13 protein-coding genes are annotated in these 13941 nt (G+C 70.3%); 3 read left to right on the top strand and 10 right to left on the bottom strand.

The genetic code is table 11. The features are described from left to right. Window positions 1-69: 69 nt before the first annotated feature. Window positions 70-369 carry a hypothetical protein gene (locus tag OG623_RS12650; protein ID WP_406146394.1) on the bottom strand — a complete coding sequence of 100 codons (300 nt, stop codon included), beginning with the start codon at window positions 367-369 and terminating at the stop codon, window positions 70-72. Window positions 370-514: 145 nt separating this feature from the next. Beyond that, window positions 515-1678: an adenosine deaminase gene (locus OG623_RS12655; RefSeq protein ID WP_406146395.1), complete on the bottom strand. Its 1164-nt coding sequence runs from the start codon at window positions 1676-1678 to the stop codon at window positions 515-517. A gap of 116 nt (window positions 1679-1794) precedes the next feature. On the opposite strand from OG623_RS12655, the gene OG623_RS12660 reads away from it, so the two are divergent. Then, window positions 1795-2556 carry an alpha/beta fold hydrolase gene (locus OG623_RS12660; protein WP_406146396.1) on the top strand — a complete coding sequence of 254 codons (762 nt, stop codon included), beginning with the start codon at window positions 1795-1797 and terminating at the stop codon, window positions 2554-2556. Between the two features lie 74 nt (window positions 2557-2630). Here OG623_RS12660 and OG623_RS12665 read toward each other — a convergent pair whose 3' ends face one another. After that, on the bottom strand, window positions 2631-3584 hold the full coding sequence (locus OG623_RS12665; protein WP_406146397.1) for a LysR family transcriptional regulator: 954 nt from the start codon (window positions 3582-3584) through the stop codon (window positions 2631-2633). Between the two features lie 63 nt (window positions 3585-3647). Here OG623_RS12665 and OG623_RS12670 point away from each other — a divergent pair, with 63 nt between their 5' ends. Beyond that, window positions 3648-4946, top strand: a complete 1299-nt coding sequence (locus OG623_RS12670) for an MFS transporter (RefSeq protein WP_406146398.1) — start codon at window positions 3648-3650, stop codon at window positions 4944-4946. A 145-nt stretch (window positions 4947-5091) separates the two neighbouring features. Continuing rightward, complete coding sequence (locus OG623_RS12675; protein ID WP_406146399.1) at window positions 5092-6090, top strand: sigma-70 family RNA polymerase sigma factor; 999 nt, start codon at window positions 5092-5094, stop codon at window positions 6088-6090. 12 nt (window positions 6091-6102) lie between these two features. On the opposite strand, the gene OG623_RS12680 is transcribed toward OG623_RS12675, so the two are convergent. From OG623_RS12680 to OG623_RS12710, 7 genes are all read right to left on the bottom strand, one after another. Then, window positions 6103-6543 carry a hypothetical protein gene (locus tag OG623_RS12680; RefSeq protein WP_406151798.1) on the bottom strand — a complete coding sequence of 147 codons (441 nt, stop codon included), beginning with the start codon at window positions 6541-6543 and terminating at the stop codon, window positions 6103-6105. 125 nt (window positions 6544-6668) lie between these two features. Further along, window positions 6669-7946 (bottom strand): thymidine phosphorylase, encoded by a 1278-nt coding sequence (locus OG623_RS12685; protein WP_406146401.1) that lies wholly within the window; start codon window positions 7944-7946, stop codon window positions 6669-6671. Window positions 7947-8085: 139 nt separating this feature from the next. Further along, window positions 8086-8487 carry a cytidine deaminase gene (locus OG623_RS12690; protein ID WP_406146403.1) on the bottom strand — a complete coding sequence of 134 codons (402 nt, stop codon included), beginning with the start codon at window positions 8485-8487 and terminating at the stop codon, window positions 8086-8088. Beyond that, entirely contained in the window at window positions 8484-9773 is a 1290-nt protein-coding gene (locus OG623_RS12695; RefSeq protein ID WP_406146405.1) for an ABC transporter permease, read from the bottom strand. The genes OG623_RS12690 and OG623_RS12695 overlap by 4 nt, the downstream gene beginning before the upstream one ends. Then, window positions 9770-10885, bottom strand: a complete 1116-nt coding sequence (locus OG623_RS12700; protein ID WP_406146407.1) for an ABC transporter permease — start codon at window positions 10883-10885, stop codon at window positions 9770-9772. Before OG623_RS12700 ends, OG623_RS12695 begins: the two co-directional genes overlap by 4 nt. Continuing rightward, window positions 10882-12498 (bottom strand): ABC transporter ATP-binding protein, encoded by a 1617-nt coding sequence (locus tag OG623_RS12705; protein WP_406151799.1) that lies wholly within the window; start codon window positions 12496-12498, stop codon window positions 10882-10884. Before OG623_RS12705 ends, OG623_RS12700 begins: the two co-directional genes overlap by 4 nt. A gap of 254 nt (window positions 12499-12752) precedes the next feature. After that, window positions 12753-13793 (bottom strand): BMP family protein, encoded by a 1041-nt coding sequence (locus tag OG623_RS12710; protein WP_406146409.1) that lies wholly within the window; start codon window positions 13791-13793, stop codon window positions 12753-12755. Window positions 13794-13941: the final 148 nt, after the last annotated feature.

Genomic DNA, 13941 nt, shown 5'->3' on the forward strand with positions numbered 1-13941 from the left:
TCAGGCATGAGTACGCAGATGGGGCGCACACCCGGTCCGGGAGTGCGCCCCATCTGTGCGTGCGGGGGGTCAGCCGCCGAGCGGCGGCAGGGCGCCGGTGAGGCCGTTGACCGGGAGGCCGCCGAGCAGGTTGGTGCCGGGGGCCGAGAGGTCGCTGCTGCCGCGCTGCTGCTGGTCGAGCACGCCGCCGGCCGCCTTCTGCACGGCCGGCAGCGCGTCGGTGACGGAGTCGAGCGCGACACCGGCGGGCAGGGCGCCGGCCAGGGAGTCGACGGGCACGGCGACGGCGGAGGCACTGCCCGCGCCCGCGGCGGCGAAAGCGGCGCCGAGAGCGGCGACACCGAGGGTCCTGACAGCAGACTGCTTCATGTGAAATTCATCCTTGGGGAAGGGGATGTGAGCGGCTCTGCAACGTAGTCAGCCGCGCGCCTCTCCCGCAAACATGCCGGGACACGTAAAACGGCTGGGATACGGCCGGGATATAGCGCCCCCGACCGGTTCGCTTTTCGTTCTGTCAGCCCGCAGGGGATGAAGAGAGGCTGGTCACGGCCGTCTGACGGAAGAGCCACTCGGACTTCAGCTCCGCGTATCCGGGCTTCACGACGTCGTTGATCATCGCCAGACGTTCATCGAAAGGAATGAACGCTGATTTCATCGCATTGACGGTGAACCACTGCATGTCGTCGAGCGTGTATCCGAAAGTCTCGGTCAGTCGCTCGAATTCCTTGCTCATGCTCGTCCCGCTCATCAGCCGGTTGTCCGTATTCACCGTGGCGCGGAAATGCAGCCTCCGCAGCAGCCCGATCGGGTGCTCCGCGTACGAGGCCGCGGCGCCGGTCTGCAGGTTGGAGGTCGGGCAGAGCTCGAGCGGGATGCGCTTGTCCCGGACGTAGGAGGCGAGGCGGCCGAGGGTCACGCTGCCGTCGTCGGCGATCTCGATGTCGTCGATGATGCGGACGCCGTGGCCGAGCCGGTCGGCGCCGCACCACTGCAGGGCCTGCCAGATCGACGGCAGCCCGAAGGCCTCGCCCGCGTGGATGGTGAAGTGGTTGTTCTCCCGCTTGAGGTACTCGAAGGCGTCCAGGTGGCGGGTGGGCGGGTAGCCCGCCTCCGCGCCGGCGATGTCGAAGCCGACGACGCCGAGATCGCGGTAGCGGTTGGCGAGCTCGGCGATCTCCAGGGCGCGGGCCGCGTGCCGCATCGCTGTGAGGAGGGCGCCAACGCGGATGCGGTGGCCGGCGGCGTGGGCGCGGCGCTCACCTTCGCGGAAGCCCTCGTTGACGGCCTCGACGACCTCTTCGAGGGAGAGACCCTCGGTGAGGTGCTGCTCGGGCGCGTACCGCACCTCGGCGTAGACGACGCCGTCCTCGGCGAGGTCCTCGGCGCACTCCATGGCCACCCGGAACAGCGCGTCGCGGGTCTGCATGACGGCGCAGGTATGGGCGAACGTCTCCAGGTAGCGCTCCAGCGAACCGGAGTCGGCCGCCTCGCGGAACCAGGTGCCGAGCTTGTCGGGCTCGGTCTCGGGCAGGGCGTCGTAGCCCTGCTCACGGGCCAGGTCGACGATGGTGCCGGGGCGCAGGCCACCGTCGAGGTGGTCGTGGAGGAGCACCTTGGGCGCGCGGCGGATCTGCTCGGGGCCGGGGACATTCGGGGTCTGGCTGGTCTGGCTCGTCATTGGGGCACTGTAGCGCCTACGCGCGTAGAGCGCTGCCTGCCGATGCGCAGCGCCGATGCGTAACAGTGACCGCGAAGCCGGGTGGAATACACCCGTGCTTCTGACACTGTTCTGTCATGGCACAGCGCGCACTTCCCCTGCCTGCCGCCAGGCTGGGACGGGCCGTCCTCACGGCCGGAGAAGCACCCGAGGTCAGCGGCGTGGTCCTGCTGCTCCCTGACGGCGAGACCGATTCCCGACGCCGTCCCTCCACCCTTTCGTACGCGGCGCAGCTGCCGTTCGCCCGGAACCTGGCCCGCGCCGGCCAGGACGACGGGCTCGCGGTGCACGTCGTGCGCTACCGCACCCGGGGGTGGAACGCCGACGCGGATCCGGCGGCCGACGCACTCTGGGCGGCCGACGAGGTCGTACGCCGATACGGCGACATCCCCGTGTGCCTGGTCGGCCACGGCATGGGCGGCCGGGCAGCACTGCGGGGCGCCGGGCACAGCGCCGTCAACTCCGTGCTGGCGATGGCCCCCTGGATCCCGGAGGAGGACGCGTCGCGCGAGCCCGAACCGGTGAAGCACCTGGCGGGGCGCCGGGTCCTGATCGTGCACGGTACGAACGACGCGCGGACCAATCCTGAGCTGTCCTACCGGCTGGCCGAGCGGGCCAAGAAGTCCAACCGGGACACCTGTCGCTTCGAGGTCCATTCGGACGGGCACGCGTTGCGTCAGCACCGGTCCGAAGTGATGGCGCTGGCCGCGGACTTCATACGGGGTTCGCTGTTCGCCCGGTCGTACGCCCGCCCGGTGATGGACGCGTTCGCCGCTCCGCCGCCGCTGGGGCTGCGGATGCCGCTCGCGGCGGGGTTCGGGCGGTCGCTGCGGCACTGACCGGGCCTGGGGCAGGAGAGGCGAGGGGCCGAGGCACCGGGGTACCGGGCCGGTCGTCGGGCCTCGTGGTGGTGTCAGTCCGGTAGCAGGCTGCCTCGGCGTGACAGCAGGAAGTGCTTGAAGGCGGCGACCGGCGGGGTGTCGGGGTGGCCGTCCAGCCAGGCGACCCCGATCTCGCGGGCCGCGCGCGGCGCCGTCACCGTCAGCTCGACCACCCCGGGCCGTGCCACCGCCGGCGGCGGCAGCAGGGCCACTCCCAGCCCGGCCGCGACCAGGCCGCGCAGGGTCTCCGCCTCCTCGCCCTCGAACGCGACCCTCGGGGTGAAGCCCGCCTCCGCGCAGAGGTCGTCCGTGATCCGGCGCAGTCCGTAGCCGGGTTCGAGAGTGACGAAGGTTTCGTCGGCGGCCTCGGCGAGGCGGATCCGTCGGCGACCCGCCAGGCTGTGGTCGTCGGGGACGACCAGACGCAGCCGCTGCTCGTCCAGGCGCCGGGCCACGAGGTCCGGGGCGTCGGGGACGGGCGAGGTGAGGCAGAGGTCGAGGCCGCCCGCGCGCAGGCGCTCGATCATCGCCTCGCCGTAGTTCTGGACGAGTTGGAAGCGGACCCGGGGGTGGTCGACGCGGAAGGCGCGGATCAGGGCGGGCACGGTCTCGGATCCCATGGTGTGCAGGAAACCGAAGGCGACCTTGCCCGCCGTGGGATCGGCGTCGGCGCGTACCGAGTCGGCGGCCTTCTCCACCTCGGCCAGGGCGCGTTCGGCGGAGCCGAGGAACGTGCGGCCCGCTGGGGTGAGCGAGACGGTGCGGCCCCGGCGGGCGAACAGGGCCACGCCCAGGTCCTGTTCCAGTCTGGCCATGGCCCGCGACAGCGTCGACTGCGGGACGCCGAGCTCGTGCGCGGCCCGGGTGACATGCTCGTGGCGCGCCACCGCCTCGAAGTACGCGAGGCGTGGCGCGAGCACGGCCCGGATGTCTTCTTCGTAACTGCTCGGTGACAGCTGCGGCTGTGAGCTGCGTTGATGCGCCATGGGAACGATTATGAGGGTTTCATGCATTGGACGCATGAAATCGTGCGGAGCTACGTTCGCCGCATGCCTCCTGCCAGTACCGAGGCGTCCACCATCGCGCTGGACGCCGCCGCTCCGTCCCCCTCGTCCCCGGCCGCCGTCTCCCCGACCCCCGTCTCCCCGGACCGCCTCACGCCCGGTGGTCCCGGCTACCGCAGGATGAGCTTCGCGCTCTTCTCGGCGGGGATCGCGACCTTCGCTCTCCTCTACTCCACTCAGGCCCTGCTGCCGTCCGTCTCCGCGTCCTTCGGCGCGACGGCCGGCCAGGCGAGCTGGACGGTCTCGGCTGCGACGGGTGCGCTGGCGCTGTGTGTCCTGCCGCTGAGTGCGCTCTCCGAGCGCTTCGGGCGGCGGCAGATGATGACGGCCTCCCTGTCGGTCGCCGTGGTGATCGGGCTGCTCGTGCCCTTCGCCCCGTCGCTCGGCTGGCTGATCGCGCTGCGCGCGGTCCAGGGCGCCGCACTGGCAGGACTGCCCGCCTCCGCGATGGCGTATCTGGCCGAGGAGGTACGGCCCAAGGCGCTGGTGGCCGCGATCGGACTGTTCGTGGCGGGCAACAGCATCGGCGGCATGAGCGGCCGTATCCTCTCCGGCTGGGTCGCCCAGCTGTGGGGCTGGCGGGTGGCGCTCGGCGCGATCGGGCTGCTGGCCGTGGTGTGCGCCGCGGTCTTCCACTTCATGATCCCCAAGGCGCGGCACTTCAGCCCCGCGTCGCTCAACCCGAAGGCCCTGGCGAAGACCGTCACCGGTCACCTCGCCAACCCGCTGCTGCGCAGGCTGTACGCGATCGGCGCCCTGTTCATGACGGTGTTCGGCGCGGTGTACACCGTGATCGGCTACCGCCTCGTCGAGGAGCCCTTCAACCTCCCCCAGGGCATCGTCGGCTCGATCTTCCTGGTCTACCTCGTCGGTACGGTCTCCTCCGCCGCCGCGGGCCGACTGGTCGCCCGGCTGGGGCGCCGGGGCGCGCTCTACCTGGCCGTGTCCACGACCGCCGCGGGTCTGCTGCTGTCGCTGGCCGACCAGCTGACCGCCGTCCTGGCCGGCCTCGTCCTGATCACGGCCGGTTTCTTCGCCGGGCACGCGGTCGCCTCGTCATCGGTGAGCCGTACGGCGACGTCGGGCCGCGCCCAGGCGTCGGCGCTCTACCAGTCCGCGTACTACCTGGGATCCAGCGCGGGCGGCACGCTCGGCGCGGTCGCCTTCCACGCCGGGGGGTGGGCCGGCACGGTCGTGCTGGGCGTCCTGGCGATCCTCGGCGTCCTGTCGATCACCGTGTTCGGCAGCCGCGCGGCCCGGACGGAGCGACTCCGCGCCGCGTGACGGCTCCGGGTGCCGCGTGACGCCCCCCGATCACGGCCCGACGCCTGAGCAGCGGTTTTCCCGCTTCCGTCCCCTGTTGTCAGTGCCCTGCTGTAGCTTCCACAGTGCTGAGTGAGCGGTGTCACAGCGCAACAGGGGTGAAGCGATGAGTGATCGGACAGCGGCGACAGCGGAGATCGACAGCCGCCTGGAAGGGCACCGGGTCGAGCTGACCGGTTACTGCTACCGGATGCTGGGCTCGGCCTTCGAGGCGGAGGACGCGGTCCAGGACACGCTGGTGCGCGCCTGGCGCAGCTTCGACAAGTTCGAGGGCCGCTCCTCCCTGCGCTCCTGGCTGTACCGCATCGCGACGAACGTCTGCCTGGACATGCTGAACGCGGGCAACAAGCGGGCCAGGCCGGTGGATCTGACCGGTCCGACACCGCTGGCCCAGGCCGCGCTGAATCCGCTTCCGGAGAACACCTGGCTGGAGCCGATGCCGGACGGCCGCATCCTGCCCTCGATGGACGACCCGGCGGAGGCGGCCGTGGCCCGTGAGTCGGTGCGCCTCGCGTTCGTCGCCGCGCTCCAGCATCTCCCGCCCAAGCAGCGTGCGGTGCTGATCCTTCGCGAGGTCCTGGCGTGGAAGGCGAGCGAGGTCGCCGAGCTGCTCGACACCTCGGTCGCCTCGGTCAACAGCGCCTTGCAGCGTGCGAGGGCGACCTTGTCGGAGACGGACGCGGACAGCGCGGCAGCGGACGCCGCCAATCCGCTGGACGACGAGCAGCGCAAGCTGCTTGAGCGCTATGTGGCGGCGTTCGAGGGGTACGACATGGCGGCGCTGACGGCGCTGCTCCATGAGGACGCCGTGATGACCATGCCGCCGTTCGATCTCTGGCTTCGGGGACACGACGACATCACCGGCTTCATGCTCAGCATCGGCGCGGGCTGTGCGGGCTCCCGGCTGGTGGCGACGGAGGCCAACGGCACACCGGCCTTCGCGCACTACAAGCCGAATCCGGACGGGCCGGGCTTCGTGCCGTGGGCGGTGCAGGTGATCGACATCTCGGACGGTGCCATCACGGGCATGCACTGCTTCCTGGACACCCCGCGCTGGTTCCCGCTGTTCGGGCTCCCCGACCATCTGGAGGCCGACGCCGGCTGAGGAGGCGGTCGGTCACTCGGGGGCCCTGCGGATGGTTTCCACCGCGTCGGTCAGCCCCACCAGGCCGAGCAGCGCGTCGAGTTCGGCCGGGACGTTGCGCAGCCGCAGCTGGGCGCCCCCGACCCGGCGTGCGACGAGACCCAGTCGTGCGACGGCCTCGACCACGGCCAGATCCGGGTGCACGACACCGCCCACGTCGCAGTCCACCACGACGCGCTCCGTCCCCGAGGTGCCGGATGCGCCGGGAGTGCTGGAAGCGCCGGATGCGCCGGATGCGCTGGATGCGCTGGATGCGCTGGATGCGCCGGGAGTGCTGGAAGCACCGCTCACCAGCGCCTCCAGCCGGGCGCAGAGGCCCGGCACATCGGCGCGGGTGATCCGACCGGTGAGGACGAGGACGTTCGGCGTCAAGGCATCCACACCACAGAGACCGGCAGGGCGCCCGAAATTCATCGGCGCGGGGGTGCGCTGCTTGCGGTCCCCGCGTGTCGGCGCGTCGCCCGGGACCGGGTCCGGCACGCCGAACGGGACCCGTGGCAGTCCACAGGTCCCGTTCACCCGGAAGGGAGAACCCCAGGTCAGGCGATACGTTCCCGCACCACCGGCGTGGCGGTGAAGGGGGTGCCCGCGGGGGCGATGTCGTAGGAGCCGGGCAGCGCGTCGAGGGCGTAGCCGAACTTCTCGGGGGTGTCCGTGTGCAGGGTCAGCAGCGGCTGTCCCTCGGTCACCGTGTCGCCGGGCTTGGCGTGCAGTTCGACGCCCGCGCCCGCCTGCACCGGGTCCTCCTTGCGGGCGCGGCCCGCTCCGAGGCGCCAGGCGGCGACGCCGATGTCGTACGCGTCGAGGCGGGTCAGCACGCCCGAGGACGGGGCGCTGATCACGTGCTGTTCGCGGGCGACGGGGAGCTCGGCGTCCGGGTCGCCGCCCTGGGCGGAGATCATGCGGCGCCATACGTCCATGGCGGAGCCGTCGGCGAGGGCCTTCTCCGGGTCGGCGTCCTTGAGTCCGGCGGCGTCGAGCATCTCGCGGGCCAGCGCGAGGGTCAGGTCGATGACGTCCTGCGGGCCCCCGCCGGCGAGCACCTCGACGGACTCGCGCACCTCGAGGGCGTTGCCCGCGGTCAGGCCGAGCGGGGTCGCCATGTCGGTGAGCAACGCCACCGTCCGTACGCCGCTGTCGGTGCCCAGCGCGACCATGGTGGAGGCCAGTTCGCGGGCGTCCTCGATCGTCTTCATGAAGGCGCCGGAGCCGACCTTGACGTCCAGGACGAGCGCCCCGGTGCCCTCGGCGATCTTCTTGGACATGATCGAGCTGGCGATCAGCGGGATCGCCTCGACGGTGCCGGTGACGTCGCGCAGCGCGTACAGCTTCTTGTCGGCGGGGGCGAGGCCGTCGCCGGCCGCGCAGATCACCGCGCCCGTGGTGTCCAGGACGTCGAGCATCTCGGCGTTGGAGAGGTGGGCGCGCCAGCCGGGGATGGACTCCAGCTTGTCGAGGGTGCCGCCGGTGTGGCCGAGGCCCCGGCCGCTGAGCTGCGGCACCGCGGCGCCGCAGGCGGCGACCAGCGGGGCCAGCGGCAGCGTGATCTTGTCGCCTACGCCACCGGTGGAGTGCTTGTCGGTGGTGGGGCGGGAGAGCGCGCCGAAGTCCATCCGCTCGCCCGAGGCGATCATCGCGGCGGTCCAGCGGGCGATCTCGGTACGGTTCATGCCGTTCAGCAGGATCGCCATGGCCAGTGCGGACATCTGCTCGTCGGCGACCTCGCCGCGGGTGTACGCATCGATGACCCAGTCGATCTGCTCGGGGCTGAGCTCGCCGCGGTCCCGCTTGGTGCGGATGACGGAGATGGCGTCCATGAGGGGTGGGGAGTCCTTCCGGCCGGGTGGTGGGTGAAGAGGAGGGAGGAGAGGGCTTCCAGCCCAGGTGGGCTCCAGCCCAGGTGGGCTCCAGCCCAGGTGGGCTCCAGCCCAGGTGGGCTCCAGCCCGGGTGGGCTGCTACCCCAGATGCTGCGGCCCGAAGGCCTGCGGCAGCATCTCGTCGAGCGTACGGAAGCCGTCCGGGGTCTCCAGAACGAGGCCCGGCCCGCCGAACTCGTACAGCAGCTGCCGGCACCGCCCGCACGGCACGAGCACGGCGCCCGTGCCGTCGACGCAGGTGAAATGGGTCAGCCGGCCACCGCCGGTGGCGGCCAGCTGGGAGACGAGCCCGCACTCGGCGCACAGGCCGACGCCGTACGAGGCGTTCTCGACGTTGCATCCGGTGATCATGCGACCGTCGTCGACGAGGGCCGCCACGCCGACCGGATAGCCCGAGTACGGGGCGTACGCCCGGGACATCGCGTCCCGGGCGGCCTCGCGCAGTGCGTCCCAGTCGACGGGGGCCGCGCTGTCCGTCACTTGCCCTGTCCCTTCCGGTAGCGCATGCCGTCGGCTTTCGGCATGCGCAGGCGCTGCGCGGAGAGCGAGAGCACCAGCAGGGTGACGACGTACGGGGTGGCGCTGACGAACTCGGTGGGCACCGTGTCGGTGGCGAGGTACCAGACGAGCACCGCGGCGGCGATGACGGCGCTGATGACTCCGGGCACGAAGCTCTTGCGGTAGAGCTTCCAGGCCGCCAGTACGGCGAGCAGCACCACGAGCAGCAGGAGCAGCGCATGGACGGACTCGCCGCCGTTGCGCAGCTGGAGGGCGTCGGCGAAGCCGAACAGGCCTGCGCCCATGGCGAGTCCACCGGGCCGCCAGTTACCGAAGATCATCGCGGCGAGACCGATGTATCCGCGGCCGCCCGTCTGGCCCTCGTTGTAGATGTGCGAGGTGACGAGGGAGAGGAAGGCCCCACCGAGACCGGCCAGACCTCCGGAGACGATCACGGCGATGTACTTGTAGCGGTAGACGTTGACGCCCAGGGACTCGGCGGCGACGGGGTTCTCCCCGCAGGAGCGCAGTCGCAGGCCGAACGAGGTCTTCCACAGGATGAAGAACGTGGCGGCGAAGAGCACGACGGCCACCAGCGTCAGCAGCGAGACGTGGGTGACGAGTCCGCCGAGGATGCCGGCGACGTCGGACACGAAGAACCAGTGGTGCTGCTCGACCGAGTGCAGCCAGCCGGACAGCCCCGGGACGGTGACCTGCGTGATGCTGTCGGCCGGTGGCGACTGTTTCGGGCTGCCGCCCTTCTCGGACGCCTCTCCGGTGTTGAACCAGAGCTTGGCCAGGTACGTCGTGAAGCCGAGGGCCAGGATGTTGATGGCGATGCCGGAGATGATGTGGTCGACGCCGAAGGTGACGGTCGCGAAGGCGTGCAGCAGCCCGCCGAGCATGCCGCCGACGACTCCGGCCAGGACACCGATCCAGGGGTCGGTCTGCCAGCCGGCCCAGGCGCCGAAGAAGGTGCCGAGGATCATCATGCCTTCGAGGCCGATGTTGACCACGCCGGCCCGCTCGGACCAGAGCCCGCCGAGACCGGCGAGCCCGATCGGTACGGCCATGGCGAGGGCGGCGCTGATCTGCCCGGCCGAGGTGACGTCCTGGGCCCCGGTGATGGACCGTACGGCGGACAGCGCGAGCAGAGCACCCGCGATGATCAGCAGGACGACGGGGAAGCTGAAGCGGGTGCGGCCGCCCTTGCCGCCGGAGACCTTGGGGGCCGCGGGGGGCGGGGTGGAAGTCGCCGTGGCGGTCACGCCGACACCTCCTGCTGGTCGGAGTTACGTGCGGCCTTGGCGGCGAGTTCCGCGCCGACCCTGCTCTGCTGGCGCTTGAGGCCGAATCGGCGGACGACTTCGTAGGCGATGACGACGCAGAGGACGATGACGCCCTGGATGACGCCGACGATCTCCTTGTCGTAGCCCTCGAATTCGAGCTTGCCCGTGCCGCGTTCCAGGAAGCCCCAGAGCAGCGCGCCGAGTGCGATGCCGATGGGGTGGTTACGGCCGAGCAGCGCGATGGCGATGCCGGTGAAGCCGATGCCGACCGGGAAGTCGCCGCTGTACTCGTAGCTGTCGTTGAGCAGCGTCGGCATACCGATCAGGCCGGCCACACCGCCGGAGATCAGCATGGAGGTGACGACCATCTTCCTGACGTCGACACCGCTGGCCTCGGCTGCCGATCCGGACTGTCCGACCGTACGGAGGTCGAAGCCGAACCGGGTGCGGGTGAGGGTGAACCAGTAGGCGAAGCCGGCGACGACCGCGATCACGACGAAGCCCCAGACGGGCGTCGGGGTGGTCGGGAACTCGAAGAAGTGCGAGGACTCCGGGATCGGGGTGGTGGACACCTTGGTGCCGGCCTCGTCGAGGTGGCCGAGGCGGCCCTGCTGGAGGAGGTAGCCGATGACAGCCGTCGCGATGGAGTTCAGCATGATCGTCGAGACGACCTCGCTGACTCCGCGGGTGACCTTCAGGAGACCGGCGATACCGGCCCACATCGCGCCGACGATCATCGCGGTGAGGATGATCAGCGGGATCTGGAGCGCGCCCGGCAGGGTGAGTGCACCGCCGAGCGCGGCGGCGAAGAAGGCGGCGAGGCGGTACTGGCCGTCGACGCCGATGTTGAAGAGGTTCATACGGAAGCCGACGGCGACCGCGAGACCCGCGAGGTAGTAGGTCGTCCCCTTGTTGAGGATGTAGACCTGGCTGTCCGACTTCAGCCCGTAGTCGAACATGATGCCGAAGGCGCTGAACGGTTCCTTGCCGGTGGCCGCGAGCACCAGAGCGGTCACCAGGAACGCGACCACGATGGCGAGCAGCGGGGCGGCGATCCCCAGGAGCAGCCGCTCCTTGTCGAACTTCTTCATCGGTCCTCTCCCCCGTCCCGGGGGCCGGTTTCGGGGCTGTCGGCCCCGGTGTCGTCGCCGCCCGTGGTGTCCGGCGCTTCCAGGTGCCCGGCAGCCGCACCGGTCATCGCCGAGCCGAGCTCCTCGGGGGTGACGGTCGCCGGGTCGGCGTCGGCCACGAGGCGGCCGCGGTACATGACGCGCAGCGTGTCCGAGAGCCCGATGAGCTCGTCGAGGTCCGCGGAGATCAGCAGGACCGCGAGGCCTTCACGGCGCGCTTCGCGGATCTGGTCCCAGATCTGCGCCTGTGCGCCGACGTCCACGCCCCGGGTGGGGTGGGCGGCGATCAGCAGCTTCGGGTGGTGGCTCATCTCGCGGCCGACGATCAGCTTCTGCTGGTTGCCGCCGGAGAGCGAGGCCGCGGTGACCTCGATGCCGGGGGTGCGGACGTCGTACTCGCGCACGATGCGCTCGGTGTCGGCGCGCGCCGCCTTGAGGTCGAGGACGGGGCCCTTGCTGTTGGGCTTCTCGGTGACATGGCCCAGCATGCGGTTCTCCCAGAGCGGTGCGTCCAGGAGAAGGCCGTGCCGGTGCCGGTCCTCGGGGATGACGGCCATGCCGTCCTCGCGGCGCTTGCGTGTGGCCGTGCGGGAGAGGTCGGCGCCGTCGAGCGTGAGCGTGCCCTTGTCGAGGGTGCGCATACCCATGATGGCGTCGACGAGTTCGGACTGGCCGTTGCCCTCGACGCCCGCGATGCCGAGCACTTCGCCCTTGTGGATGGTGAAGGTGATGCCGTCGAGCACGGCACGCACCACACCGTCCGGGTCGGTGGCCGTCAGCCGCAGGTCGTCCACGCCGAGCATCGGCGTATCGGTGACGGTGGACTCCCGGGTCTCGGGCGAGGGGAGTTCGCTGCCCACCATCAGCTCGGCGAGCTGCTTGCTCGTGGTGTGCGCGGGGTCCGCGGTGCCCACCGTCGTGCCGCGCCGGATCACGGTGATCTCGTCCGCGACCGACAGCACCTCGCCCAGCTTGTGGGAGATGAAGATGACGGTGAGGCCCTCGGCCTTCAGCTCACGCAGGTTGTCGAAGAGCGCGTCGACCTCCTGCGGCACGAGGACCGCTGTCGGTTCGTCGAGGATCAGCGTACGGGCGCCCCGGTAGAGGACCTTGAGGATCTCCACCCGCTGACGGTCGGCGACCCCGAGGTCCTCGACGGCGGCGTCGGGGCGGACCCCGAGGCCGTACGCGTCGGAGATCTCCCTGATCTTCGCCCGCGCCCTGTCCCCGATGCCGTGCAGCTTCTCGGAGCCGAGGACGACGTTCTCCAGGACCGTGAGGTAGTCGGCGAGCATGAAGTGCTGGTGCACCATGCCGATGCCGCGGCCGATGGCGTCGCCCGGGCTGCCGAACGAGACCTGGTCACCATCCACGGAGATGGTGCCCTCGTCCGGCTTCTGCATCCCGTAAAGGATCTTCATCAGGGTGGACTTGCCGGCGCCGTTCTCACCGACAAGGGCGTGGACGGTGCCACGCCTCACCGTGATGTCGATGTCGTGGTTGGCCACGACGCCGGGGAATCGTTTGGTGATGCCGCGGAGCTCTACGGCATGAGGACTGCTGGACGCTTTGATGGCGCACTCTCCTTGGCAGGAGCGGAGGGCGGGCGATGTTCGGACACAGCGCGGGGACCGGTGGCGAAAAATACCGCGCTCGGCGGGCACTACGCGCGTAGCGCCACCGAATCGTTGGCCACCCGGCGACAGGTGGCGGACCAGGAGCACGATACCGACACACGCTGTGGGGCCCCGGCCCGGAGGTGTACGTGAATCGGGGTCCGCGGGCGCGGTGGAAACCACGCCCGCGGACCCCGACTTCAACGGACCGGTCAGGTGGTGGACTTGACCTTGATCGTGCCGTCGGCGATCTTCTTCTTCGCCTCGTCGATCTTCGCCTGGACGTCGTCGAGGTGGTTGCCCGTGGTGGTCAGGCTGACACCGTCCTCGGCCAGGGAGTAAGTCTGCGTACCCGTGAGGGGCTTGCCGTCCTTGACGGACTTCACCAGGTCATAGACACCGCTGTCGACGTTCTTGACGACCGACGTCATGATCGTGTCGGCGTACTTCGACAGGGCCGGGTCCTTGGCCTGGTCGGAGTCGACGCCGATGGACCAGGCACCCTTCTTGCCGGCCACGGCCTCGATGGCGCCGGCGCCGGAGCCGCCGGCGGCGGCGAAGATCACGTCGGCGCCCTTGTCCAGCATGCCCTTGGCGGCGGCCTCGCCCTTGTCGGGGCTGCCGAAGCCGGACAGGTCCGACCCGGTGGACAGGTACTGGATCTGGACCTTGGCCTTCGGGTCCGTCTCCGTCACGCCCTGTCGGAAGCCGGCCGCGAACTTCTTGATCAGCGGAAGGTCGACACCGCCGATGAAGCCGACCTGGCCGTCCTTGGACTTCAGCGCCGCCGCGACACCCGCGAGGTAGGAGCCCTGCTCCTCGGTGAAGACGATGGACGCCACGTTCTTCGTCTCGGACACCGAGTCGATCAGGCCGAAGGTGGTCTCCGGGTGCGCCTTGGCGACCTTTTCGAGCGCCGGCTGGTAGGCGAAACCGACGCCGATCACCGGGTTGTAGCCACCCTCGGCGAGCGAGGCGAGGCGCTGCTCACGGTCGGCCGGGGTCTCGCCGCTCTTGGCGGTGAGCTCCTTGGTGTCGGCGCCGAACTCCTTCTTGGCCTTGTCCAGGCCACGGGCGGCGGAGTCGTTGAACGAGTTGTCGCCACGGCCGCCGACGTCGTAGGCCATGCCGATCTTCATCTGGTCCTTGTCGGAACCACTGCTCTCGGTGGACGATTCACCGCACGCGGTGGCAGTGAAGGCGAGAGCCGCGGAAACGGTACACGCAGCAGCGATCTTGGATACGCGGCGCAAGGGAAGGCTCCTTCAACCTGACCGAAGCGCCTCTTCCGGCGCTGGTTTCGCGGCGATCGTAACGCGCGTAGATGTCAGATAAGGACCCGTACGGAAGCCGTTATCGGATCGTCGCGAACAGAAGATGTCCTGTCCGGTCACGACCCAT

The organism is Streptomyces sp. NBC_01012 (genome assembly GCF_045162755.1).
GTDB lineage: Bacteria > Actinomycetota > Actinomycetes > Streptomycetales > Streptomycetaceae > Streptomyces.